The following is a 20,703-nucleotide window of genomic DNA, read 5'->3' on the forward strand; positions in this document are numbered from 1 at the left end:
GCTGGGTTTGCATATAATCGGCCTCACAAAGTGTTAATGAATGAGCCAGGCCACGAACCTGGCTTTTTTGTGCCCGTGATTTAGTGAACCTTCGAACCAACAAGCGCGGCCCGATCTGCCATTGCGACGGCATGAGCGGCAAGGGACCGGCAGAAGGTTTCAAATGACTCGGCGTAAATTTGGTCTTTCTGGTCAAATACGCCATCGGCGAAAACCTTTCCGCCTAGGCCGGCGACAAGCCCAAAACTCGTTGAGATACCGGCAAACACCTGCAAGGCATCGTCGACACCAGAGCCAATCTGCTTAACAGCCAAAAGGCCGTAGCGACTCGACAGCTCAATCAATGCGCGATCACGCCAAGGCTGATCCAGCGCCGCAACCCACGACTCCTCAATCCACGAAGGAATCTCGATGCGGTCACCACTGTCGTCGAGCCAACGCTCTACACGCTTGCTCCAAGCCTTGTACGCGCGACCATATGCCTGCATGTCTGCGGTTTTGGTCATGCCCTGCAAATCAGGAAAGCCCTTTTCCTTGCAGCGCTCCGGCGCCCGCGTAAACAGCTGGTGATTGAGCTGCTCGGCGAAGCCGTCCTGGCTCATGCTCGTTCTCGCGATCATGTCGCGCGCAATGGCGACCAAGACCGCATCGCGTGTTTCGTGTCGCAAGTTCGACGTTTGCATGGGGACTGCTCTCTTCTAATCTGGCTTCAATGGAGCGGCGGACAGGGATGTCAGGCGGCGGTTTTCTTCGGATGGGCCTCGGAAAGAAGCCAAGAAGGTTCGAATGGCTTTCCATTTGCAGAAGCCAGAGCCGCAATCCTTTCTGCGTACCGCGTCTCTCCGGTGTACTCGGTGCGTGGCAGGCAGTCGGCGGCAAGCCACTTGTAAACGGCCCGCGGGGTCTTGCCGCATGCCAGGGCAACCACCGGAACGCCGCCGGCATCATCAATTGATTTCTTAAGCGGGCTCATGTGGCCTCCAAGCGAAATATGAACTTGCAGTACATATTATGTCGGAACTGAAAGTACATGCAAGGCCATGCGATATTGAACCTATGGTTCAAATCGAAGAGATACGCGCAGCGTTTGCCTCTCGCCTCAAAAAATCCGTTGCCGCAAAAGGCATTGATCAATGGGGTGCGGGCGCTCGGCTGTCTGAAATAGCCAAAGTCACTCCAAAGGCGGCGAGCAAGTGGCTGAATGGTGAGGCGATGCCGGGCCCTGCCAAAATGCAGGCGATCGCTGAGGCGCTCGATGTAAAAATCGAATGGCTACAACATGGGTCGGGTGATGAGCCGGGCCACTCGAGCCTACACATGGCCAAAGACCCAGCGAGCGCGGATAGGCTATCTGCCGCCGATCTAGTGCGTGACATGCTTGAAAAGCACGGAAAGGGTTTGCCAAAAGAAGTGCGCCAGCGCATTGCGTCAGCGGCAAATGAGCCAGCGAGCAACGTAATCACCGTTGACTTCTCTCGGCCCGGCCAGGTCGGTGACGAGGTGTGGATTGCCCACTACGATGTGCGCGCCGCGATGGGCGGCGGGCAGATCCCGCACGAATATCCGGAAATGCTCCAGGACATCAGGGTCAGCCCGAAGCACCTGCGCGATCTCGGCCTCACCTTCAAAGAACACTTCCACCTGAAGATGATCACCGGGTGGGGCCAGTCGATGGCGCCGACCATCAAAGACCGAGATCCGCTACTGGTCGACATCACGATCCGGGAGTTCACCGGCGACGGCATCTACCTTTTCTCCCACAACGAGATGCTGTACGTGAAGCGCCTCCAGAAGAAAGGCAAGGACCGCTTCAAGATGATCTCGGACAACAAGCACCACGACCCCGAGGAAATCCGAGTGGATGACACCCATATCCTGGCTCGGGTGCTTTACGTGTGGAACGGACAACCGGTGTGACGCCATGGCCCTAACCAAACCCAACCAGCAGCTACGCCGCGACCTGAAACAGGCTGCGGCCCTGCTCAAGTGGTCAGGCGTCGATCTGATGCAGGCAGCGAAGAGGCTGTCCGCGACAGGCCAGGAAGGCGAGGCTATGGAGCTGCTGAAGATCGCCCTCTCCCTCCAAGAGACCGAGGACAAGCTGGCGGGGTATGCGGAAGAGGTGAAGGCTGGAAGGATTGTGCGGGGGAAGCCTGAGTAGGCCTGGTGGGAATTTTAAGAACTTTGATTGAGCGCAAAGCGCATGGATGGTTTCGTGACCGACAAAGTAACTCTCACCGAATTAATACATCGCAGATCATCCGTCTTTATCGATGAGTTTGTGGACCGCTACTCTCCCATGGCTATCAGTTGGAATGACGAAGATCGGATCCACATAACCTTCGGCAGAGACTCGCTAGAAGTCACCAGCGAACCCATAGTGCCTGATCCTGAAAATCCCAGCAGAGCTATAATGGGAGGCGGCCGAGCTACGCCTTATCGCAATGATGTTGCAGCGCTGACGATGCCTATTGACGTCGCGGAACGCCTTGCGATTAGCCTCTTGAAGATGGTGAGCCAAACTCGCGACAGGAAAAAATCAGAGATTGAGCCAAAGTGAGCGGCTTGGGTTTTGGTGTTTCTCTCGAACCGTTAGATCCAAAAAGCCATGACGAGGATGACCAGGATACGATCCAGAGATACAAAAACATCAGCGATTCAGCAATCGCCGCGCCAACTATTTTATCTGCTTGGCAGGCTATTCAAAGCGATGCGCTAAGCGCTTCGGTTCGCCGACTTACAGAGAGCGTGTTAAAAACACCTGATGACAAGGCCAAGATCAACAACGATACTGAATTCATGAGCGATATTACTCGAGAAGAATTCAACGCAAAGATCGAGACCATCGAGACCAAGATGGATGCTCGGGTCGAGTCTGTGTCGGCTAAAATTGATGCATTCATGGCAGTCCAAGCTGAGCGTGACAGGCGGCTGGAGGCGACCGTAAATCGCATTGACACAAGTCATGATCAGATAAAATCTGCATTTGGCAGCATGAAAACCACAATAATTGTCACTGCAGTTTCGACGGTTCTCGCCATCGTCATCGGCATTGGTGGTTTCAACGCTATGCTGACCTCAAATATGATTTCATCTTTTCAGATGGGTCGTAGCGAGCTTGCAGTTCATAAAGCGGTGGAGCAAGCGACTCCAGCTCAGCCAGCCGCACCACCGGCACAGCAGAAGTGACTCAGCCCGGCCCAGCGCCGGGCTTCTTGTTTCTGCCCTACCGCCTCCCTGCCTGCTCATACACCGAGCTTCGCTCGCGCTTACCGATGGCCAGCACCAGGATCACGATTCGCTCGTCCTCTACACGGTACGCCAGCCGATACCCAGCCCCGCGCAATTTTATTTTGTAGCAATCCTTCATGCCGTGAAGCGCATTGCCTGGCACGCGTGGACCGCTCTGTCGCTCCTGGAGCTTTCGCAGGAACTGGAGGCGGATGGCGCCGTCGAGCTTTCGAAGCTCCTTCAGCGCTTTCGGGTCCCACTCAACGCTGAACTCAGCGGCCATTAGCGATATCGGCCTCGGCCTCGCCAATGAGATCGTCGAGCGATACACGGATAGGCGCTGCCTTGGCGTCGAGTCGGGCCTTGGCTACTTGTGCCAGCTCCAAGTCGTCCAAGCGTTCGACCATGGCTTCGTAGATATCAGCCGGGACCATGTAGCCCATGACGCGGTTGTGGTTCAGTACGGCCACGGCCGAGCCATTGGCGCCGCTCAGCACTGCCGACGGGTTCTTTTTGAGCTCGGATACGCTGACGGCCACATCAGCCAGAATATTTTGCATGGATAAGACTCCTATATAGGTCTTTATTCTGGTCTTTTTTTGGCGCATGAGCAAGCGCATAACCTTGCCCTCTCCCCGCCAATGGTGGCTGTACGCCACGAATGGTAGAGTGCTGGCTCAATTACGGGAGCGGTTGGCAATGGAAGAAAAGGCATGTCCTTATTGCGCAGAAACGATCAAGGCAGAGGCAATTCGGTGCAGACACTGCCAGGCCGACCTAACAACGGCGACCTCGCCCCAGGCTGCAAAGCCGGGATCGTTGGGCAAGATACTGTTGTGGATAGTGCTGACCCCGGTCATCGCATTTGGCGCCCTGATGATATTTGGAGCGATGTCCGACAAATCTTCTCTGCAATCTGGAGGTTCATCGTCGTCATCGCCACTTACGCCAAGAGCCGATCAGCAAGTCTGGCTGGACTCGTCAACTATTGGCTGCATGACCGGAAGTGACCTCGATAGAGCCCTTGACCACTATGCCAGAGCTGAATACACGGCCTGGGCTGAGATCACTGGGTCCAGATACTGCTTCCATCAGAGCAATGTCAGCTCTGACATATCATGGACAGTAATGCAGGTCCGTGGCGACCACATGCAAATCGGCCTAAAGCTCGCCTCGGAATATAGTAAAAACCCAGACCTCGGGAAGCTCAACTATTGGACGCTAACTAAATGGGCTATTTTCTCCAAGCCTCCAAGCGCTTCAGGCGATCCGGCAACCCCATCAGCTAAATCACTCACCCTGAAGATCGGGAGCAAATCCAAACCTGCTACATTCGCGGCGCCCATCCGCACTACCGCCGACCCGTCGGCCGCCATAAAGCGCGGAGTCAAGATCGGCGCTGTAGTTCAGGTTTACCAGCTGAATGCTGGAATGGTCCGAATATCTAAAGACGGCCAGCCTCCCGAGTGGATAGTCCCGGAAATGCTTGGGTGGTAGCCGCCCGCTAGGAAACAAAGCCCGCCGATGAGCGGGCTTTTTTGTGGGCTACTGCTGAGCCTGGGCCGGCCTTGCCAAAGGGGATGGCGTGTTGACTTCGATAGGTTTGAGCGTTCCCACAACTTCGTCAGGCAGCGTATACATCGCTCCCGTGAGCGGATCGACGATGAGCATGCCGATTGCACCGCCGAGCAGGATATTCCACCAGTACCAACCGCTGATCGTCGGCTTGAGGACTTGAGTGCTGTCACTGTAGCCGTCAGCGCTGAACGTGATTGAGTAGGTTTGGCGCTTGAAGTAGCCACGGCTAGTCTCCAGCAGCGCCGCTCCAGGCGTTTGCCCGACAAGCAAAACTTTCCCCGCCGAATCCTTGATCGTATAGGTCGTCACCTGCGGCAAGGCATAGATATTCACCTTGGGCTTGCTGGTGCTCACGATGCTGGCGCACCCGTTCGTTGCCAGTATTGCAGCAAGCGTTGCGGCTCCCGCCACCTTCCCCATCTTCATGCCATCACTCCATCGCGCCTTCATTGGCCTGGCTGAGGCTCAGCCGACGCCGATTGTAGCGGAATGATGGCAGTCCGACAGCCCGCCAAGTGCGGGCTTTTTCATGCCACTCAGAACGAAACCGCCTCTTCCTCTGCTTCAAACTCCGGCTCGCCCTTCCCCGCCGGCTCTGCATCCTGCTGCTCCCACCTCACTGTCACGCTACCGTCATCATTGAGCGTCAACTCAAGCTCGTCCGTCTCGGCGATCACGCTCAGCACCTCTTCCCACTCCCGATCCCCGTCCGTGTCCAGGCGATGAATCGTCACCCAGCGCTGCGCCTGTGCCGTCGGGTGATTGATCATCGATGAGACGCGCAACCCCAGGCGCGCCATACCGCTCATTTCCTGTCGTGCTGCCGGTGCCGCCTGCTTCTTCGCCATGAAATCACCCCCTGATTAGATACTGTATATGCGTACAGTTGTGGCACGAGCATAGCGAACCGTTGGTTCAACGTAAATCCCATTTCGCCCCCGTTTTTATTCTTCCAAAAGTGAACCAGATAAATTATGTACTTTTGGTACTTGACTGAATATGAACCTGTAGTTCATATTTAACCCATCGCAGCAACACCGCGACAGGGCCACCCGGCCCGCCTCCTCGGAGGTTCGCTCTTTAAAACTTCAGAACACGATCCCGCTGCGGAAATAACAGCGGGGCCGCCTGTCCGGCAAGGACAGGTAGGGCCGACTCAAAGGCTCTGTCAAAAACTAACTATTGGCCGCTACGCCTCTACTGGAGACCGGCGATCAGACAGGTGAATGAATAAAGCCTGCCAACGCGAGGGACCACCCTTGACGGTTGATCGATGGCAAATGCCATAACTGTGCGAATGACCCAGATATGCGTAGCGAGACAGCAATACCAGATTTCACTAGATGCCGTTCGTTGAGTGGCATCCGGGAAAACAACGGAGGGCACCGATATGCCGACAAAGGCTTATCAATGTGGGGCTTGTTACGAAGTCCATGAGTTCTATCACGAAGCTGAAAGCTGTTGTCAGCCGCCGATTGACGAAGGCTGGAGCTGCGATGTATGCGCTGACTTCCATGACGAAAAGGAAGATGCCGCGAAGTGCTGCATCGGGCTGGTCAAGACGAAAGCAGACGAGAAGGTGCAGTGTCCAGCCTGCTTGCGTGATCAGTCGCTGATGCAGTTGATCGCCGAGATTGAAGTGACCGGCCATTGCTCGGAGTGCAACCCGCACTACAGCAGCGATGAAGCTTTCAGAATTGCTGATTTGGTTGACAGGCGCGTCGAAGAGCACGTCGAGCGGCAGTTCAGCTGAAAAGCCAGCCCGGCACCCGGTCGGCCATGTGCTGGCCGGATGCTCTCCAGGTAGCCCTACTCGGGATCACGCGGAAAGCAGGAAAAATGCTTATCGACGCTTACCTGAGCCAGGTGCGCCGCCACTGACAAAGTGGACCTTTGAGAAAGGGGTCGAATGATCTGGACCTGATGGCAAGTAGGTTTCGTCCAGATCTTTGGCGCAGGCTCTGCACATGCTCGGCTTGTTTAGCCAGTGTGAATGGACGGCAAATTTAGAATTGCATCGCCAGCAGATCTTCTTAATCCACTCACCTTCCGGCTTCCTGGGTGGTGAAGATGGCTTAGGAAGCTTCGGCGCCTTCAGGGAAGCGTTGTTGTTCGAAGTTTTCTTCGTTTCTTTGATTGCGGCCTTGGCAGCTTTCCGATTCAGCTTCTTTTTGCTGGTGTCGCGAGCAATTTCTCGCAGCTCAAAGATCTTGTTGAGCAGTGCGAACTCATTCCTCAACTCAATCGTTAAAGCATCCTCGTCGGATTTAGGTTTCGGGTGCTTCGACTCTTTCAGTTCCATGGCATCAGCCTTTGAGTTCTCAGTTTCTGAGATTAGCAGTACGAGCAACAAATAGTCGATGCCATGCCAGCTCTGGATAGCTGCCGTACTCCCTCATGTGAGTACGCCAAACCATGCAAGCCAGCCAGGAAGAACACCGGACACGAAATGTGTGACCTGGCCAGAGATACGAATCGGGCGATGCGTGTGGTGCGGAACAAACACCTATAGGAGGAACCAAGCCATGAAGTAGTTAGCGATCCACCCGTGCGGCGCAGCAAGCCTGAAGGCTGCGCCCAATACCTGACAGGCAGCGGACAGCGGGCCAGAGATGTCACCGCGCATCAGCCGGGCAACCGGTGGGCCAACCCAAGCAAGACGAGCAGCGCTGATGCTTGAAGCCGCGACCGACGCCAGTAGCGGGTCGCGGTGCACACCGAACATTTCGCTGATGCAGCTTGGCGACAGGCTGCATTGGGGAATCCAACGGGAGTCACATCATGAATACCTACACAGCAGAACAGCTTGCCGAGATTCTTGGAAAGCACAAAGCCTGGCTGGATGACGAAGAGGGTGGCGAGCGTGCCAACCTGAGCGGTGCCAATCTGAGCGATGCCAATCTGCGCGATGCCAATCTGCGCGGTGCCTACCTGAGCGGTGCCAACCTGAGCGATGCCAATCTGCGCGGTGCCAATCTGCGCGGTGCCTACCTGAGCGATGCCAACCTGAGCGATGCCAATCTGCGCGGTGCCAATCTGCGCGGTGCCTACCTGAGCGATGCCAACCTGAGCGATGCCAATCTGAGCGATGCCAATCTGAGCGGTGCCAACCTGAGCGATGCCAATCTGCGCGATGCCAATCTGAGCGGTGCCAACCTGAGCGGTGCCTACCTGAGCGGTGCCAACCTGAGCGATGCCAACCTGAGCGATGCCAATCTGAGCGGTGCCAACCTGAGCGATGCCAATCTGAGCGATGCCAATCTGAGCGGTGCCAACCTGAGCGATGCCAACCTGAGCGGTGCCAACCTGAGCGACATTCGCGAGCTTTGGGGCGCATCAGGCAACGGTCGCGAAATCAAGTCGCTTCAGTGCGGAACTTATGCCGTGACTTATACCGCCACCCACATGCAGATCGGCTGCCAGATACATGAAATCAGCGAATGGTGGGCGTTCAGTCCTGCGCAGATTGATCGAATGGATAACCAGGCAACTGCTTGGTGGGGCGTCTGGAAGCCAATCCTCGAAACCATCATCAGCTCCGCGCCAGCAGAGCCGGGCGGCATCGAGCCAGAATCTGAATCTGAAGCTGCATAACCCCTACCCAAGCGCCCGCATCGGACGCTTTGTTGAATTCAAGTGGAGGAAGTGAGATGGCAACGAAGAAGAAATTACAGGCGCCTGAAACGGCCCTGGTGTTGCGTACTTGCTACGCAGATATGACCAGTCACGGCGGCTTCCAATGGCCCGATGAAGTGGGCGCTGTCGTGACCGCTTCGGACTGGCGTAAAGATGACGAATGCGGCCATGGTCTTCATGGCTGGTTGTTCGGGCAAGGCGATTCTGGTGCAAGCAGCAGCATCGGTAAACCTGACGCTAAATGGCTGGTGGTCGAAGTGCCGCTGCCATCCATTGTCGCGCTGGGTGGAAAAATCAAATTCCCGTCATGCACAATTCGTCACATCGGCGACAAGCTGAGTGCCACTCAATATCTGCTTGAGCACGAAGTGCGCGCTGCGAGTGTCGCGGTTATTGGGGTCACGCTCACCGGCGGCGACGACTCAACGCTCACCGGCGGCTACCACTCAACGCTCACCGGCGGCAACCACTCAACGCTCACCGGCGGCGACGACTCAACGCTCACCGGCGGCTACCACTCAACGCTCACCGGCGGCAACCACTCAACGCTCACCGGCGGCTACGACTCAACGCTCACCGGCGGCTACGGCTCAACGCTCACCGGCGGCTACGACTCAACGCTCACCGGCGGCGACCACTCAACGCTCACCGGCGGCGACGACTCAACGCTCACCGGCGGCTACGGCTCAACGCTCACCGGCGGCGACCACTCAACGCTCACCGGCGGCTACGACTCAACGCTCACCGGCGGCTACGGCTCAACGCTCACCGGCGGCTACGACTCAACGCTCACCGGCGGCTACCACTCAACGCTCACCGGCGGCTACCACTCAACGCTCACCGGCGGCGACAAATCCGAACTGAGAATCCGTAAGTGGTGCAGTAAGTCTGAGCGCTACCGAACCTATCAGGCATATGTCGGCGAAGACGGAATCGAAGCTGAAAAGGCTTATCGACTGGGCGAGAACAATAAGTTCGTTCTCGCCTAACACCACACCCCCTCACCCCTATACCGGGCTCTGAGGTAAATGACTGGGATGGGAGATAGAAGATGGATGCCACTCCAAAGAAAACTTACACCGTGACGCTGACGGCTCAGTGCACGGTCGTGATTGAGGCTGATAGTGAAGAAGAGGCCGGAAACGTAGCAATGATCGACACGCCGCTTCACAAGTTTCAGATTGAGACGGGCGATCAGATCAGAGAGCTTGAGCCAATCGAAGTGGAGCGACACATGCGCCACGCCGATCACTTCATCCCGGCCTAACCCACCCCATCAACGCAACGGAGCAAGACAATGAGTGACCCTAGGCCAAAACCATGCCCGGTGTGCGGCGGTGATGATCTGGAAGTGGACAGCGCCACCAATGCAGCGAGCTGGGTGCAGTGTCGAGATTGCGATCACAAGCTTCAGCACGCCTGCTCTGAAGAAGCGGTGGTGCGCCGCTGGAACAAGCTGGATCGTACACCCCAAGCCACCGCATAACCGCCCTATGGGCAAGAGTACCGATCTCTTCGCGAGAGGAGACATCGGCCTGCAATCTCGCCGGAACGTGAATACCGGTTACCCGCCAGCCCGTCACGGGGCAGCCAATACGGCGGGCTGAGGGTTCGCCCTCTGAGATTGCAGACCGATGTAAGAAGCCAACCCCGCACATGCGGGACACCTTGCATCACAGCAACAACAGCAGATGAATGCGCAGGCTGATGCGCGAACGAAATGCCACAAGCGATGGAGTGACGCGGGCCTACTTAAAAATAGCGGATCGGTCCATCAGGCTGGAGATCAGTACCAGCCGTCTGCACCCAATTCCATAGGTGGCCACTGCCTGCCCAGTGAGCGAGCGACAGGAGATACGACTATGTAAACGAACAGTGCGCCGAGGCGTTCAATCTCGGCACCGCCTCAGATACACCCGCACCCGGTTAACGCCGGGTTTTTATTGCCCCGAATTCAATCGCATGGAAACACCCGGCTCCTTTGCGGAATACAGCCGAGTGATGTTTCCAGCCGATTGTATTTGAACGATGAGGATTGAGTGATGAGCGAATGGCGCAGATTGATCGATTGTGAGCCGCATCAAGGCCAGCCTGTTCTGGTATTCGGCACGATTACCGAGGCCGCCGAATACTGGCGGCATGAGCCGGGCGTTCACGATGGAGATACAGGCTTCTTCGATGCAAACGGTGACGACCTGATCGGCATCACCCACTGGATGCCACTTCCGCAGCCACCTACCGCATAACCAAGCCTCTGGAGGCAGTCATGAGCGCACTACGAAAACTTCAACAACGCTGGGACGACATGCTGCCCGAAGAGGATGGCGATTTTCTAGAATCAACCGCAGGCAAGGAATGGCTGGAGAAGTCCACTGCAAGGCTGATGTCTGGCCGCGATGTGATGAAGCCAAACCCGTTTGGTCGGGATGGGGTGCTGGTCATCAGCCAGCATCTGGTTGAGTCGGTAGCCAATCACCTGTCAGCCAATGGCGGTGATAACTACGCAATCGAGCGGATCCTGATCGAAGTCATGCGGCGCGCTCACAAAGATGACGTGCTTTATCAGCTCGCCTCCGAAGCCCTCGGTGTTGATGAGGGTGAGTGCCGGGTCGTGCAGGATCTGGCGCTGGAGATTCTGTCTCCGCTCGCCGAAGAGTACGCCGACGCTGCTCGGGATGACGATAAAGCGCAGTCGGAGTGTGGGTTTTGAGCCCTCATATCGTCATAGACGAATATCTAGACACCGTCGGATCGCCTACATGCCCTCCTCTGTACGAGGAAATAGCGCTGCGCAATATCAAAAGGCTGAGGGATTCGGGGCAGATCACAACCGAAGAATTCCACCACTACTGCAAACGGCTGACGGACACGCTTGAGCGCCGGCCAGGGAGAGCGAAATGAGCCAGCCAATTGTTAAATCTCTGGCCGATGAACAGCTTGAAGACATTCTAAAGCTGCCTCGCGAAACCCTGGTCTTCGAGCTTGATAATCAGGTCAAGGGCGACTGGCCCCTGCACGCTCGCGACAACAGTTCCTTTATGGAAGGCGACTGGGGATTTGATCCTCGGGGCCGACTGGTGGAAATGTGACCCGCTCCCAGCGTGCCAAGCGCTTCGCGTTCTGGCGCGGCAGCTTCCCGGTCCTCTTCGCGGTAACTGTCGTATTCCTTGCGACCGCCCTCGCCGACCGCATCGCCCCGCTCTAACAGGCAAGGAATCCAAAATGGCTATCGACACTCGGGCACACAGCCCGGAGCGCATTGTTGCGCCCGCTCCGCTCCCGCACATCAGCCGAAAAGCTCTGAAGCGCGTCAAGAACCCACTTCCAGCCCCGACCGTGTGCCGGTACTGCGGCGGCGACGTTGAGCTTGTCTGCAATTCGCAAATATACAACGGCCGCAGCTACGGGGAATGGCCGTACGCCTACCTGTGCTCTGACTGCAAAGCTTATGTCGGCTTGCACCCATCGACTGATATACCGTTGGGAACGCTTGCAGCCAACCAGCTTCGTAAGGACCGAAATGCCAGCAAGGACTTGTTTCACCAGTTGAAAGAGTTGCGCGGTTTCAGCCGGAATCAGGCTTACCAGTGGCTATCGGAGAGGATGGGTGTCCCTGTCTCTGAATGTCACTTCGGATGGTTTGAGCCTGAGCAGTGCGCCGCAGCGTCCAGTATTTGCAGCGCCGCGCTGAATGAAAGCACGGCAATGGGCAGAGCATTCGCCAAGGCTCGCCGCTAACCCTTCACATTCAAATCGCCACACCAGCCCCGCACCACAAGGCGTCCCGGCGATAACCCTGCACATCTAATTTCACATATCACAGCGCCCCTCTCTGGTGGCGTGGAGAGATCGTTATGTCCGCGAATATGCAACTGGTCCAGATCGACCACATAAGTGACGAGAACGCCCCTGCCATCTACGTCCAGAACGGCCTGAAGCCTTTCCTTCAGATGATCAAGGATGAGGTGTCTGGAGAGGTGCCTGATCTTTCCAGTCGCAAGGGCCGTGATCGCATAGCCAGCCTTGCAGCCACGGTCAGCAAGCGCAAGGCAGCAGTAGAAAAGCCTGGGCGCGACTACCTGCGCAAGATCAAAGAGCTACCCAAGGTCATCGAGGTCGAGCTGCGTGAATTTGTACGCGATGCAGATGCCTTGCGTGACGAGATTCGCAAGCCGCTGACTGACTGGGAAGTCGCCGAGGTGGCTCGCCGCGACAAGCATGCCGACGCCATCCAGCGCCTCAAAGACTTGGCCATATTCACCGAGATGCCGTCGGCTGCATTCGTCGCCCAGGTGATTGCCGATCTGGAGTTGGTCGCTATCGACGACAGCTGGCAGGAGTTTTTGCCGGAAGCCGCCCAGGTGAAAGACAAGTCGCTTGTCACCCTGCGGGCGCTGCTGGCTGATCGGACAAAGGTTGAAGCTGATCTTGCCGCCATCGCCAAGTTCAACGCCGAGCAAGCCATACGCGAACAGCAAGAGCGTGATGCAGCCATTGCCCGTGCCGCAGTTGAGCAAGCCCAGCGTGAAGCCGCAGAAGCAGTTCAGGCCGAACGTGATGCAGCGGCCCGGCGCGAACAGGCGCTGATTGATCAAGCCGCACAGGCCCAAAGGGACGCGGATCAGAAAGCCCGCGATGCCGAGGCCGCAGCCGCTAATCAGGCCCTTCAGCTGAAACTTGCCGCCTAGCGCGAAGAACGCCAGAAGCTTCAGGCCGAGCAAGACCGGGTTGCAGCCGAACAGCGCCAGGCGCAGGCAGTTGAGCAAGCGCGACTCGATGAGATAGCGCGTAGCGAACAGGCTGCCGCCGAAGATCGCAAACAGGCCGAGGCTCGCGAAGCAGACAAGGCGCACAAGGGCAGGATAAACCGCGCGGCGCTTCAGGCATTTATCGACGGTGGCATGCCAGAGGATTGCGCCAAGAAGGCGGTGATCCTGATTGCAAGTCGCATGATTCCCGCCATCCAAATTATTTATTAGGTGATTTATGGATACCTCAAGACTGAGGGCGATGATCGACTACGACCCAAAAACAGGGGTGCTGACAAGGAAAGTTGATTTCGCGGCGAACTCAAAGTCTGGGACGCCGATAACTTGCACGAACGCCAGTGGATACATTCAGGCCGTCATTAAAACCAAGTTTTTTTATGGGCATCGATTGGCGTGGCAGCTTTTTTATGGAGAGGAGCCACGCTCTCGAATTGACCACATAAACGGCAATAAAAGCGACAACAGGATTGCAAATCTTAGGCTCGCCACTGCTGGCGAAAACGTTCAGAACTCAGGCCTTCGGAAGGACAACGTTAGCGGGGTGAAGGGGGTCAGCTGGAATCCTACCTACAAAAAATGGACCGCCAAAATCAACAAAAACAGCGTGACTGTGTACGAAGCGTATTTCGACAGCCTTGAAGAGGCTGCACATGAGATCCGACTTCAGCGACTGAAGTATCACGAGCAGTTCTCAAATCACGGATAGCGAGGCCCTAAATGAGCACACCCCGAATGGCCGCCCAGCTTGACTGGAGGACGGTCGGCAGCTTCTCGCCCGAGCGATTCGCCGGGGATGAGCGCAAAGAGTACGAGGCAGAACAAGCCCGCATTGAGCGGGAATGGGACAACCAACCGCAGTAGCGAGGCAGCCATGTCGACACTTTCACTAATTCTCGGCAAGTCCGGCAGCGGCAAATCCACTTCGCTGCGTAATTTCGATCCAAGGCAGGTCGCGCTGATTCAAGTCATCAAGAAGCCACTTCCATTCCCCGGCTCCAATGCCTGGAAGCCGCTGGTAACTGATGACCACGCACGAATCATCCATGCGGCGACCAACACGAAACGCAAGGTGATCGTGATCGATGATTACCAGTACGTGCTCGCCAATGAATTCATGCGGCGCAGTCAGGAAAAAGGCTACGACAAGTTCAATGACATCGGCCGCCACACCTGGGACGTATTCGACGCCCTGCTCAAGCTGCCCGATGACGTTCGGATCTACATCCTCAGCCACACCGAGGAGAGCGAGACCGGCCAGATCAAGATGAAAACGGTCGGCAAGATGTTGGACGACAAGATCACTCTGGAAGGCATGGTTACCATCGTTCTCCGGGCAATCGTTCAGGACGGCAAGAACTACTTCGCAACACGCAACAACGGGTCTGACACGACAAAAGCCCCGATGGGCATGTTTGAAGACCTGATCGACAACGACTTGGCCGCCGTGGACGCAGGCATCTGCGCCTACTACCAAATTGAATCCCCTATCGCCGCATAAGGAACCCTGCAATGTTTGATCTTGACCAGAACTCAGCCCGATCCGCAGACAACAAGTCAGCGTTCATCGACGAAGCCGGGAAATACATTGGCGCCTTCACGCGCGCCGAATACATGGAAAAGTCAGAAACCGGTTCTACCGGCATCGGCTTCACCTACAAGACGCGGGAAGGCGCCGAGGCTCAGTTCTACCTTAACCTGTCCTATCAGCACGGGACGAAGAACGACGGCGGTCACGCCACACTGAACGCGATTATGGCCTGCCTTCAGGTGCGAACAGTGGCCGACCCTCGACCAATGGAAATCGAGAAGTGGAACAAAGACGCAGGTCAGCGCGAGAAGGTCATCATCAAGGGGTTCCCTGAGCTGGTAGGAAAACCGATTGGCCTACTGCTTCAGATGGAGATCGAGAAGAACAGCACTACCGGGATGGAGCGGCCGACCATCTTCGCGCCATTCAGCGCCGAATCCGAAAAGACCGCCTCGGAAATCCTCGATACCCGCAGCCCCGCCCCCGCCAAGCTGGAAAAGATGGTTCAACAGGTGATGAAGAAGCCTGTCGTTGATCGTCGTCCGAAGGGTCATGCGCCAGCCGGAGGCAGCGGATACGCGGCCAGTCATGACGACTCAGCGCCACCAGCAGACTGGGACAACATCCCATTCGATTGATAGCAACGACCACCACTCCCCATGGGCGCTATTGAGCGCCCTTTTCTTTGGAGCAAAGCATGAACATCTATCTCGACATTGAAACGATCCCAGGCCAAGCACCAGGCATCAAAGGCATCCTCGCCGAGCGAATCAGCGCGCCGGGCAATTACAAGAAGCCGGAAACAATCGCCGCGTGGGAGCTTAACGAAAAGCCAGCGCTGGTCGATGAGGCTTGGCTGAAAACCAGCTTTGACGGTGCATTCGGACATATCGTGGTGGCATCGATTGCTATCGGCGACGAACCGCCAATCACCTTCTACGGCAAAAACTGGCCGGACAGCGAGCGGGAAATCCTCTTCGGCCTGTTCAATGCAGTCGACTCGGCGGCCGGGCGCGAGCTGGCTGGCGGCACCCGGCAAACTGGAAAGCCGGTATTCATCGGGCACAACGTCCTCAACTTCGACCTTCGCTTCATCTTTCAGCGCGCAGTGATGCTCGGCATTCGCCCCCCGGCATGCATCCCATTCGAAGCCAAGCCATGGGGCTCCGAGGTGTTTGACACAATGACGGCCTGGGCCGGTGTGCGCGGAACGGTCAGCCTCGACAAGCTCTGTAAGGTTTTCGGGATAGCCACCAAGGGCAGCGAAATTGAAGACGAGATCGACGGCAGCAAGGTCTGGGAATTCGTACAGGCGGGCCGTATCGACGATGTGGCGAAGTATTGCGTTGGCGACGTGGAGCGTGTTCGCCAAATCCACAAACGCCTCACGTTTGCACAGGCGGCCTGACCATGACCGCCACCCTCATCGTCCACAACGCCCGCCAGACCAATCTGCACCATCTGCGTGAAAGCCTGGAGCGACTGCATGAGTTCTCGCCCAACTGGACCCCAGCAGATCGTGAGCGCGGCGAGAAGACAATTCGCAACCTTGAGCGCCAGGTTGAGGGGCTAAAGTCACAACTGTTCCGGGTGGCTTGATTGAAACGCCTCAGTGCAAAGGTCCGCCAGCGACGGCGGGCCGAACAATTCCATCTGCCGCCGAGCGGCTTGAAGGAGCCAGTTTATGGCATTTAACACAGCAGAACGGTCAGCCCGGACGGCGAAGAAGCGCATAGCGGCCCAGGAGGAGGAATTGCGCCTACGGGTCAGGCCCGGCACACGACAGGCACTGGCTGAGCTGATGGAGTGGTCCAAGATTGACGAGCAGGCCGAAGCGCTCACCTGGATGATTCACCATGTTCAAGGGCTTGGCCGGGACGGAGTGATTCGATTCCTTGGCTCGCGCCCGGTTTTGGATTATCACGAAAACGTGGCGCACATTACCGGTAGCGAAATGATCCGCTTCCGAGCCAGGCAAGGGACGCGCGATGCACTGGAGTTGCTGGTCGAGTGGTCCGGCGCGAAAGATCAGTGCTCGGCAGTGCGACTGGTGATTCATGCGCTCCATGACTGCGGCCCGGTGCGGTGCATTCCCTTCCTGACAATGCCGCCTCGCGAGCCTTATGTGCTGCCAGCGCGTTTCGCCCGACTGCTTGACGCTGAATTCAAACGCAAGACGCTTCGCATCTGTCGCGACGAATAACCCCCTGCTTTACTTCCCGCGCGCGTCCGAACTGACGGAGGGCGGCGCATGCATGGAGATTGCCATGAGCGATTCATTTCAAGGAAAGCGGACGACCACTGCGCGCAAGCCTCATAAATGCGAAAGCTGCCGTCGCCAAATATCGCCAGGAGAGCGATACATGGGATATGCGGGAAAATGGGACGGCGACTTCTACACCGCCAAGCTCTGCCTGGGCTGCGACTCGCTTTACCACTTGGTCTGGGAGTTTGACGCCGAACATGGCGACACTCTTGGAGACGAAGGTCTAGCCTTCAACCAGGTGTTCGAGGTGGCCGCCGAGCTCGAGCTGATCTGCTACGTCCCTTTGACTTCCGCAGCCGCCTCCTCAATAGCGAGCACCGCCTGAGCCGCAAGATACTTTCGCTCGGGCGACTGCAACAGCCTGTCGGCCACCGCCGCATTCACGGCAGTCAAATCGACACCGCGCTCCCTCATCACAATCACCAAGTATTTCAGCGCCATTTCAAGCGCCTCTACACGATCTTCGCTCATGGCTATTCCTCAATGTAAGCGATGAAGCGTAGCTCAACCACCTACACACTGCGCCACCTCATCCGGTATCGGAGAAGTGCGCCTGACTGGAATTCGACTATGCACACCAAAGAAGAATGGCTGGTAGATCGCCAGGACTACTGCGTCTGTGTAATGCGGGATGGCGATCCGCTTGAGATCGCCACCATTGGAGCCATGGACCACAACGGCATCAAGTTTGTGATCGGCGAAGAAAGCTGGGCCAACGCTTACCTAATGCGGACTGCGCCCCAAATGCTCAAGTGCCTAGAAGACGTGCTGAGCAAGGCATACAAGCAGAACTGGAATGATCAGTATCCCGATCTGATCGAGCAGGCGGAAAAGGTAATCGCGCTGGCAAAGGCTGTCTACCTGAGCGCCTGTGATGGCGACGAGTTTATTGAATGACCGCCCTCCACCGCTCCACCTCAGACAGCCCCATCCCCTCGCCATGGTTCGCTCACAAGACAAAATGTGATGTGTGCGGCCTCATGCGAACCGTCGGCAACCACAAGGCCTGCTCGAAGAAGCGCCAGGCCATTCATGCGCAGCGCGCGAAGGAATTGAAATCATGAGCAACGAATTGAAGTGCTGGAGCTGTAAAGCAGTGTTCACCCTCTCCGAGCATGCCGACTGTGACGGATGCTGCTGGAAGTGCGGTGTCGAAATTGATCTGAATGAGATGGATATCCCCGCAGCCCATCAAGCGCCAGTGCTCAGCGGGGAGGTGGAAGTATTGGCCGCTGCATCATTCGCCAAGAACGGCAATATCCAGTGCTGGTCGCTGAGCCGAGACCACGACTCATTGCGCAAACTTGAAGGTGAGGGGCATACGGTTGTCGAGCTGATCGACCGCGCCCACGCCACCCGGTTGCAGGCCGAAAACAACTCACTGCGCCAACAACTGGCCGACGTGTCGAATGAGCGGGATAAGTTGCAATCCGAACTGGCCGAGGCGCAGAGGCTTTTGGAAGAAGCATCTAAACCTACGGCAGAGGAATTGGAGGAAGACGAAGAGGATCGCAAGAAGGCCTTTGTCCGCTCCAATACACATCAAGGCAAGCACATCAGCCTTGAGGACATGATGGCCCGATACGCCCCACCCCAAACCAACACCAGCAACCAAGCCCATTGCCCGCATGACGGCATCTGCCACACCAGCGATGAGACGTGTGAGGAGGCTAAGGCGCGGATTGCTGATCTGTCCAAGCCAGCCGGGAGCGAGACGGTATGAGCTTTGATTCGATTCCAGAAGACAAACAGGTCAGCTATCCCTGCCCGCAGTGCAACTCTGGGAAAGTCGAGCTTGACACCGACGGAGCATGGACTTGCGACAGCTGCGACTTTGGCGCGCAGGGAAACGACATGCATGATGAAAACAGACCTTGTGGAAAGTCCTGATATGAACAACGAAGCCCGAGCTGTACCTGTTGAGTTGCTGGAGCGACTCATATCGGCAACTAAAGTCGCCCGTGGTGAGGGCTCACCGACTCAGCGTGATGCCGAGACGATCATCGTCCGCTGCACCGAATTCAAGCGCCGCTAACCCCTCCCTTCTTCCATATACAGCCTGCCGGTGATCGGCGGGCGAGGTATCTGTATGGCCCGCAAGAAAGCATGGGTCGACCGGCGATGCTGCGACTGGGACACCTTCCTGTCTGGCGTGATGGGCGCCGCGCATCGACTCAAGTTTCCCCTGATCCTCGTCAACTGGTGCGAGGCGCGCAGTCACTGGCGGCGGTACAGCTGCACGGGCGCTGATGTCGTCAAGATGCAGCGGGCCAGAGAAGTCAATTCAGCGATCTACCTGTACAGCTCGCCACGGCGCAATAGCTAAAGCAATCGAATAACCCCTTCCGCCGCCCAGCGCGGCCCGGATGCATCGACAATATCAAACTGACCATTCAGCCATATGCTGCGGGAGTTATATATGGACGGAATTATTTTCCTGTCACATGAAGAGGTCTGCACGCTGACCGGGGCAAAAACGAAAGCCGGACAAGTGACAGTTCTGAAGCGGAATGGCATCCGCCACACGATCAAGCGCAGTGGATGGCCCTGCGTCGTTGCGTCCGCACTGAGTGGCGAGGCCGTGAGCGCAACATCGGAGAAACCAACATGGCAGCCGCGGCTGGTGGGATAAATGGGAAGGAAGCCAACTAAATCTGACAGCGTTACGCGCCTCAGAAAGCGCAAGCAGCGCAGCGGCGTCATCTATTACTACTACGACACCGGAGGATCGCCCAGAAAGGAAATCCCGCTAGGCTCGGATTACGGGCTCGCAATCGTCGAGTACGCGAAGCTGGAGAAAAGTCGGACATCCTCCTCGCTGGTACAGCAAGTGCTCACGTTCGCATACGTAGCCAATAAGTACATGATGGAGGTGGTGCCAACCAAGGGCTCAGCAACGCAAATAGACAATGCCAGGGAGCTGAAGCAGCTTCTCAAGTTCTTCGATGATCCGCCGGCCCCACTGGAGGCCATTGAGCCGAAGCACGTTGTCCAGTACCTGCGTCAGCGAGGGAAGACGGCCCCTGTTCGAGCCAATCGGGAAAAGGCGCTGCTGAGCGCTATCTGGAATTTTGCAAGGAGTGCCGGATATACAGCCCTGGCCAACCCATGTGCGGGCGTCAAGGGTCATAAGGAGGTAGGTCGGGATCACTATATCGAGGATGAGATGTTTGCTTTGGTGTACGGGCATGCCGAGCAGCCGCTCAGAGATGCCCTTGATCTCTTCTATCTAACCGGCCAGCGAATCGCGGACACCCTGAAAATGGACGAGCGCGATATCAGAGATGGCAGGCTTGCCGTTCAGCAAGGAAAAACCAGGGCTAAGCGGCGAATTGAGATAACAGGCGAACTGAGGGTTGTTATTGATCGGATTCTAGCCAGGAAAGATGGTCACAGGATTCGTACCACTCGACTCATCGTGATGGATAACGGCCAGCCCATGACAAGCAGCATGTTGCGTGGAAGATTTGACGCGGCGCGCGAAGCTGCCGGGGTTCAGAAGGGGGATTTCCAAATGCGTGACCTTCGAGCAAAAGCCGGAACGGACAAGGCAGAGTCGAGTGGCGATATTTTGCAGGCGCGAGACCAGCTCGGGCACACAACAGTGGTCATGACGGAGAACTATATACGCAAAAGAATCGGCAAAAAGGTCACGCCAACCCGATGAATTCCGCACCGCAATCAATTTGGACCCA

General features: G+C 56.7%; 37 protein-coding genes. 29 read left to right on the forward strand and 8 right to left on the reverse strand.

Annotated elements, in window-relative coordinates; translation table 11 throughout:
• Positions 1–80: 80 nt before the first annotated feature.
• Both AABC73_RS14995 and AABC73_RS15000 read right to left on the reverse strand, forming a co-directional pair.
• The gene (locus AABC73_RS14995) at positions 81–683 is read right to left on the reverse strand and encodes a hypothetical protein (protein ID WP_341519858.1); all 603 of its coding nucleotides are present in this window, start codon (positions 681–683) and stop codon (positions 81–83) included.
• A gap of 50 nt (positions 684–733) precedes the next feature.
• Positions 734–973, reverse strand: coding sequence for a hypothetical protein (locus tag AABC73_RS15000; RefSeq protein ID WP_025856086.1), 240 nt, complete (start codon positions 971–973; stop codon positions 734–736).
• Between the two features lie 83 nt (positions 974–1,056).
• On the opposite strand from AABC73_RS15000, the gene AABC73_RS15005 reads away from it, so the two are divergent.
• Genes AABC73_RS15005 through AABC73_RS15020 form a run of 4 tightly spaced genes read left to right on the forward strand, consistent with a single transcriptional unit; the run spans position 1,057 to position 3,189 of the window.
• On the forward strand, positions 1,057–1,917 hold the full coding sequence (locus tag AABC73_RS15005) for a LexA family transcriptional regulator (RefSeq protein ID WP_341519859.1): 861 nt from the start codon (positions 1,057–1,059) through the stop codon (positions 1,915–1,917).
• Positions 1,918–1,921: 4 nt separating this feature from the next.
• Positions 1,922–2,161 carry a hypothetical protein gene (locus AABC73_RS15010; RefSeq protein ID WP_341519860.1) on the forward strand — a complete coding sequence of 80 codons (240 nt, stop codon included), beginning with the start codon at positions 1,922–1,924 and terminating at the stop codon, positions 2,159–2,161.
• Positions 2,162–2,215: 54 nt separating this feature from the next.
• Positions 2,216–2,560 carry a hypothetical protein gene (locus AABC73_RS15015; RefSeq protein WP_341519861.1) on the forward strand — a complete coding sequence of 115 codons (345 nt, stop codon included), beginning with the start codon at positions 2,216–2,218 and terminating at the stop codon, positions 2,558–2,560.
• Positions 2,557–3,189 (forward strand): hypothetical protein, encoded by a 633-nt coding sequence (locus tag AABC73_RS15020; RefSeq protein WP_341519862.1) that lies wholly within the window; start codon positions 2,557–2,559, stop codon positions 3,187–3,189. Before AABC73_RS15015 ends, AABC73_RS15020 begins: the two co-directional genes overlap by 4 nt.
• Before the next feature lie 37 nt (positions 3,190–3,226).
• Here the strand turns inward: AABC73_RS15020 and AABC73_RS15025 are convergent, their stop codons facing one another.
• Complete coding sequence (locus AABC73_RS15025; protein ID WP_341519863.1) at positions 3,227–3,514, reverse strand: type II toxin-antitoxin system RelE/ParE family toxin; 288 nt, start codon at positions 3,512–3,514, stop codon at positions 3,227–3,229.
• Positions 3,504–3,791: a type II toxin-antitoxin system Phd/YefM family antitoxin gene (locus tag AABC73_RS15030; protein WP_341519864.1), complete on the reverse strand. Its 288-nt coding sequence runs from the start codon at positions 3,789–3,791 to the stop codon at positions 3,504–3,506. The genes AABC73_RS15025 and AABC73_RS15030 overlap by 11 nt, the downstream gene beginning before the upstream one ends.
• Before the next feature lie 139 nt (positions 3,792–3,930).
• Between AABC73_RS15030 and AABC73_RS15035 the strand changes: the two genes are divergently transcribed.
• Positions 3,931–4,728 carry a hypothetical protein gene (locus AABC73_RS15035; protein ID WP_341519865.1) on the forward strand — a complete coding sequence of 266 codons (798 nt, stop codon included), beginning with the start codon at positions 3,931–3,933 and terminating at the stop codon, positions 4,726–4,728.
• 48 nt (positions 4,729–4,776) lie between these two features.
• Here AABC73_RS15035 and AABC73_RS15040 read toward each other — a convergent pair whose 3' ends face one another.
• Positions 4,777–5,235 (reverse strand): hypothetical protein, encoded by a 459-nt coding sequence (locus AABC73_RS15040; protein WP_341519866.1) that lies wholly within the window; start codon positions 5,233–5,235, stop codon positions 4,777–4,779.
• A 110-nt stretch (positions 5,236–5,345) separates the two neighbouring features.
• Positions 5,346–5,657 (reverse strand): DUF1654 domain-containing protein, encoded by a 312-nt coding sequence (locus tag AABC73_RS15045; RefSeq protein ID WP_341519867.1) that lies wholly within the window; start codon positions 5,655–5,657, stop codon positions 5,346–5,348.
• A gap of 542 nt (positions 5,658–6,199) precedes the next feature.
• On the opposite strand from AABC73_RS15045, the gene AABC73_RS15050 reads away from it, so the two are divergent.
• Positions 6,200–6,562 carry a hypothetical protein gene (locus AABC73_RS15050; protein WP_341519868.1) on the forward strand — a complete coding sequence of 121 codons (363 nt, stop codon included), beginning with the start codon at positions 6,200–6,202 and terminating at the stop codon, positions 6,560–6,562.
• Between the two features lie 90 nt (positions 6,563–6,652).
• Here the strand turns inward: AABC73_RS15050 and AABC73_RS15055 are convergent, their stop codons facing one another.
• Positions 6,653–7,111 carry a hypothetical protein gene (locus AABC73_RS15055; protein ID WP_341519869.1) on the reverse strand — a complete coding sequence of 153 codons (459 nt, stop codon included), beginning with the start codon at positions 7,109–7,111 and terminating at the stop codon, positions 6,653–6,655.
• 479 nt (positions 7,112–7,590) lie between these two features.
• Between AABC73_RS15055 and AABC73_RS15060 the strand changes: the two genes are divergently transcribed.
• From AABC73_RS15060 to AABC73_RS15140, 17 genes are all read left to right on the forward strand, one after another.
• A complete protein-coding gene (locus AABC73_RS15060; RefSeq protein WP_341519870.1) occupies positions 7,591–8,403 on the forward strand; it encodes a pentapeptide repeat-containing protein in 813 nt (270 codons plus the stop codon).
• 56 nt (positions 8,404–8,459) lie between these two features.
• Positions 8,460–9,434 carry a hypothetical protein gene (locus AABC73_RS15065; RefSeq protein ID WP_341519871.1) on the forward strand — a complete coding sequence of 325 codons (975 nt, stop codon included), beginning with the start codon at positions 8,460–8,462 and terminating at the stop codon, positions 9,432–9,434.
• A 62-nt stretch (positions 9,435–9,496) separates the two neighbouring features.
• Positions 9,497–9,712, forward strand: a complete 216-nt coding sequence (locus AABC73_RS15070) for a hypothetical protein (protein ID WP_341519872.1) — start codon at positions 9,497–9,499, stop codon at positions 9,710–9,712.
• Positions 9,713–9,742: 30 nt separating this feature from the next.
• The gene (locus AABC73_RS15075) at positions 9,743–9,931 is read left to right on the forward strand and encodes a Lar family restriction alleviation protein (RefSeq protein ID WP_341519873.1); all 189 of its coding nucleotides are present in this window, start codon (positions 9,743–9,745) and stop codon (positions 9,929–9,931) included.
• 556 nt (positions 9,932–10,487) lie between these two features.
• Positions 10,488–10,691: a DUF551 domain-containing protein gene (locus AABC73_RS15080; RefSeq protein ID WP_341519874.1), complete on the forward strand. Its 204-nt coding sequence runs from the start codon at positions 10,488–10,490 to the stop codon at positions 10,689–10,691.
• Positions 10,692–10,711: 20 nt separating this feature from the next.
• Positions 10,712–11,155 (forward strand): hypothetical protein, encoded by a 444-nt coding sequence (locus tag AABC73_RS15085; protein WP_341519875.1) that lies wholly within the window; start codon positions 10,712–10,714, stop codon positions 11,153–11,155.
• A gap of 187 nt (positions 11,156–11,342) precedes the next feature.
• On the forward strand, positions 11,343–11,534 hold the full coding sequence (locus AABC73_RS15090) for a hypothetical protein (RefSeq protein WP_341519876.1): 192 nt from the start codon (positions 11,343–11,345) through the stop codon (positions 11,532–11,534).
• Positions 11,535–11,667: 133 nt separating this feature from the next.
• Positions 11,668–12,183, forward strand: a complete 516-nt coding sequence (locus AABC73_RS15095) for a zinc-finger-containing protein (RefSeq protein ID WP_341519877.1) — start codon at positions 11,668–11,670, stop codon at positions 12,181–12,183.
• A gap of 116 nt (positions 12,184–12,299) precedes the next feature.
• Positions 12,300–13,133 carry a hypothetical protein gene (locus AABC73_RS15100; RefSeq protein ID WP_341519878.1) on the forward strand — a complete coding sequence of 278 codons (834 nt, stop codon included), beginning with the start codon at positions 12,300–12,302 and terminating at the stop codon, positions 13,131–13,133.
• A gap of 322 nt (positions 13,134–13,455) precedes the next feature.
• Positions 13,456–13,920 carry an HNH endonuclease gene (locus AABC73_RS15105; protein ID WP_341519879.1) on the forward strand — a complete coding sequence of 155 codons (465 nt, stop codon included), beginning with the start codon at positions 13,456–13,458 and terminating at the stop codon, positions 13,918–13,920.
• An 11-nt stretch (positions 13,921–13,931) separates the two neighbouring features.
• On the forward strand, positions 13,932–14,075 hold the full coding sequence (locus AABC73_RS15110; RefSeq protein WP_341519880.1) for a hypothetical protein: 144 nt from the start codon (positions 13,932–13,934) through the stop codon (positions 14,073–14,075).
• 10 nt (positions 14,076–14,085) lie between these two features.
• Entirely contained in the window at positions 14,086–14,712 is a 627-nt protein-coding gene (locus AABC73_RS15115) for an AAA family ATPase (RefSeq protein WP_341519881.1), read from the forward strand.
• An 11-nt stretch (positions 14,713–14,723) separates the two neighbouring features.
• Positions 14,724–15,380 carry a hypothetical protein gene (locus AABC73_RS15120; protein ID WP_341519882.1) on the forward strand — a complete coding sequence of 219 codons (657 nt, stop codon included), beginning with the start codon at positions 14,724–14,726 and terminating at the stop codon, positions 15,378–15,380.
• Positions 15,381–15,427: 47 nt separating this feature from the next.
• Complete coding sequence (locus AABC73_RS15125; protein ID WP_341519883.1) at positions 15,428–16,150, forward strand: hypothetical protein; 723 nt, start codon at positions 15,428–15,430, stop codon at positions 16,148–16,150.
• Positions 16,151–16,152: 2 nt separating this feature from the next.
• Complete coding sequence (locus AABC73_RS15130; protein WP_341519884.1) at positions 16,153–16,341, forward strand: hypothetical protein; 189 nt, start codon at positions 16,153–16,155, stop codon at positions 16,339–16,341.
• 85 nt (positions 16,342–16,426) lie between these two features.
• Complete coding sequence (locus AABC73_RS15135; RefSeq protein ID WP_341519885.1) at positions 16,427–16,945, forward strand: hypothetical protein; 519 nt, start codon at positions 16,427–16,429, stop codon at positions 16,943–16,945.
• Positions 16,946–17,009: 64 nt separating this feature from the next.
• Positions 17,010–17,333, forward strand: coding sequence for a hypothetical protein (locus AABC73_RS15140; RefSeq protein WP_341519886.1), 324 nt, complete (start codon positions 17,010–17,012; stop codon positions 17,331–17,333).
• Here the strand turns inward: AABC73_RS15140 and AABC73_RS15145 are convergent.
• Entirely contained in the window at positions 17,282–17,479 is a 198-nt protein-coding gene (locus tag AABC73_RS15145) for a hypothetical protein (RefSeq protein WP_341519887.1), read from the reverse strand. The genes AABC73_RS15140 and AABC73_RS15145 overlap by 52 nt on opposite strands.
• Before the next feature lie 99 nt (positions 17,480–17,578).
• Between AABC73_RS15145 and AABC73_RS15150 the strand changes: the two genes are divergently transcribed.
• From AABC73_RS15150 to AABC73_RS15175, 6 genes are all read left to right on the forward strand, one after another.
• On the forward strand, positions 17,579–17,905 hold the full coding sequence (locus AABC73_RS15150) for a hypothetical protein (RefSeq protein WP_341519888.1): 327 nt from the start codon (positions 17,579–17,581) through the stop codon (positions 17,903–17,905).
• 163 nt (positions 17,906–18,068) lie between these two features.
• Complete coding sequence (locus AABC73_RS15155; protein WP_341519889.1) at positions 18,069–18,731, forward strand: hypothetical protein; 663 nt, start codon at positions 18,069–18,071, stop codon at positions 18,729–18,731.
• A gap of 168 nt (positions 18,732–18,899) precedes the next feature.
• On the forward strand, positions 18,900–19,043 hold the full coding sequence (locus AABC73_RS15160; protein WP_341519890.1) for a hypothetical protein: 144 nt from the start codon (positions 18,900–18,902) through the stop codon (positions 19,041–19,043).
• Between the two features lie 54 nt (positions 19,044–19,097).
• Positions 19,098–19,334: a hypothetical protein gene (locus AABC73_RS15165; RefSeq protein WP_341519891.1), complete on the forward strand. Its 237-nt coding sequence runs from the start codon at positions 19,098–19,100 to the stop codon at positions 19,332–19,334.
• Positions 19,335–19,427: 93 nt separating this feature from the next.
• Complete coding sequence (locus AABC73_RS15170) at positions 19,428–19,640, forward strand: DUF4224 domain-containing protein (RefSeq protein ID WP_341519892.1); 213 nt, start codon at positions 19,428–19,430, stop codon at positions 19,638–19,640.
• Positions 19,641–20,675: a tyrosine-type recombinase/integrase gene (locus AABC73_RS15175; protein WP_341519893.1), complete on the forward strand. Its 1,035-nt coding sequence runs from the start codon at positions 19,641–19,643 to the stop codon at positions 20,673–20,675.
• Positions 20,676–20,703 lie beyond the last annotated feature (28 nt).

It is taken from the genome of Pseudomonas sp. G.S.17, from assembly GCF_038096165.1.
Lineage (GTDB): Bacteria > Pseudomonadota > Gammaproteobacteria > Pseudomonadales > Pseudomonadaceae > Aquipseudomonas.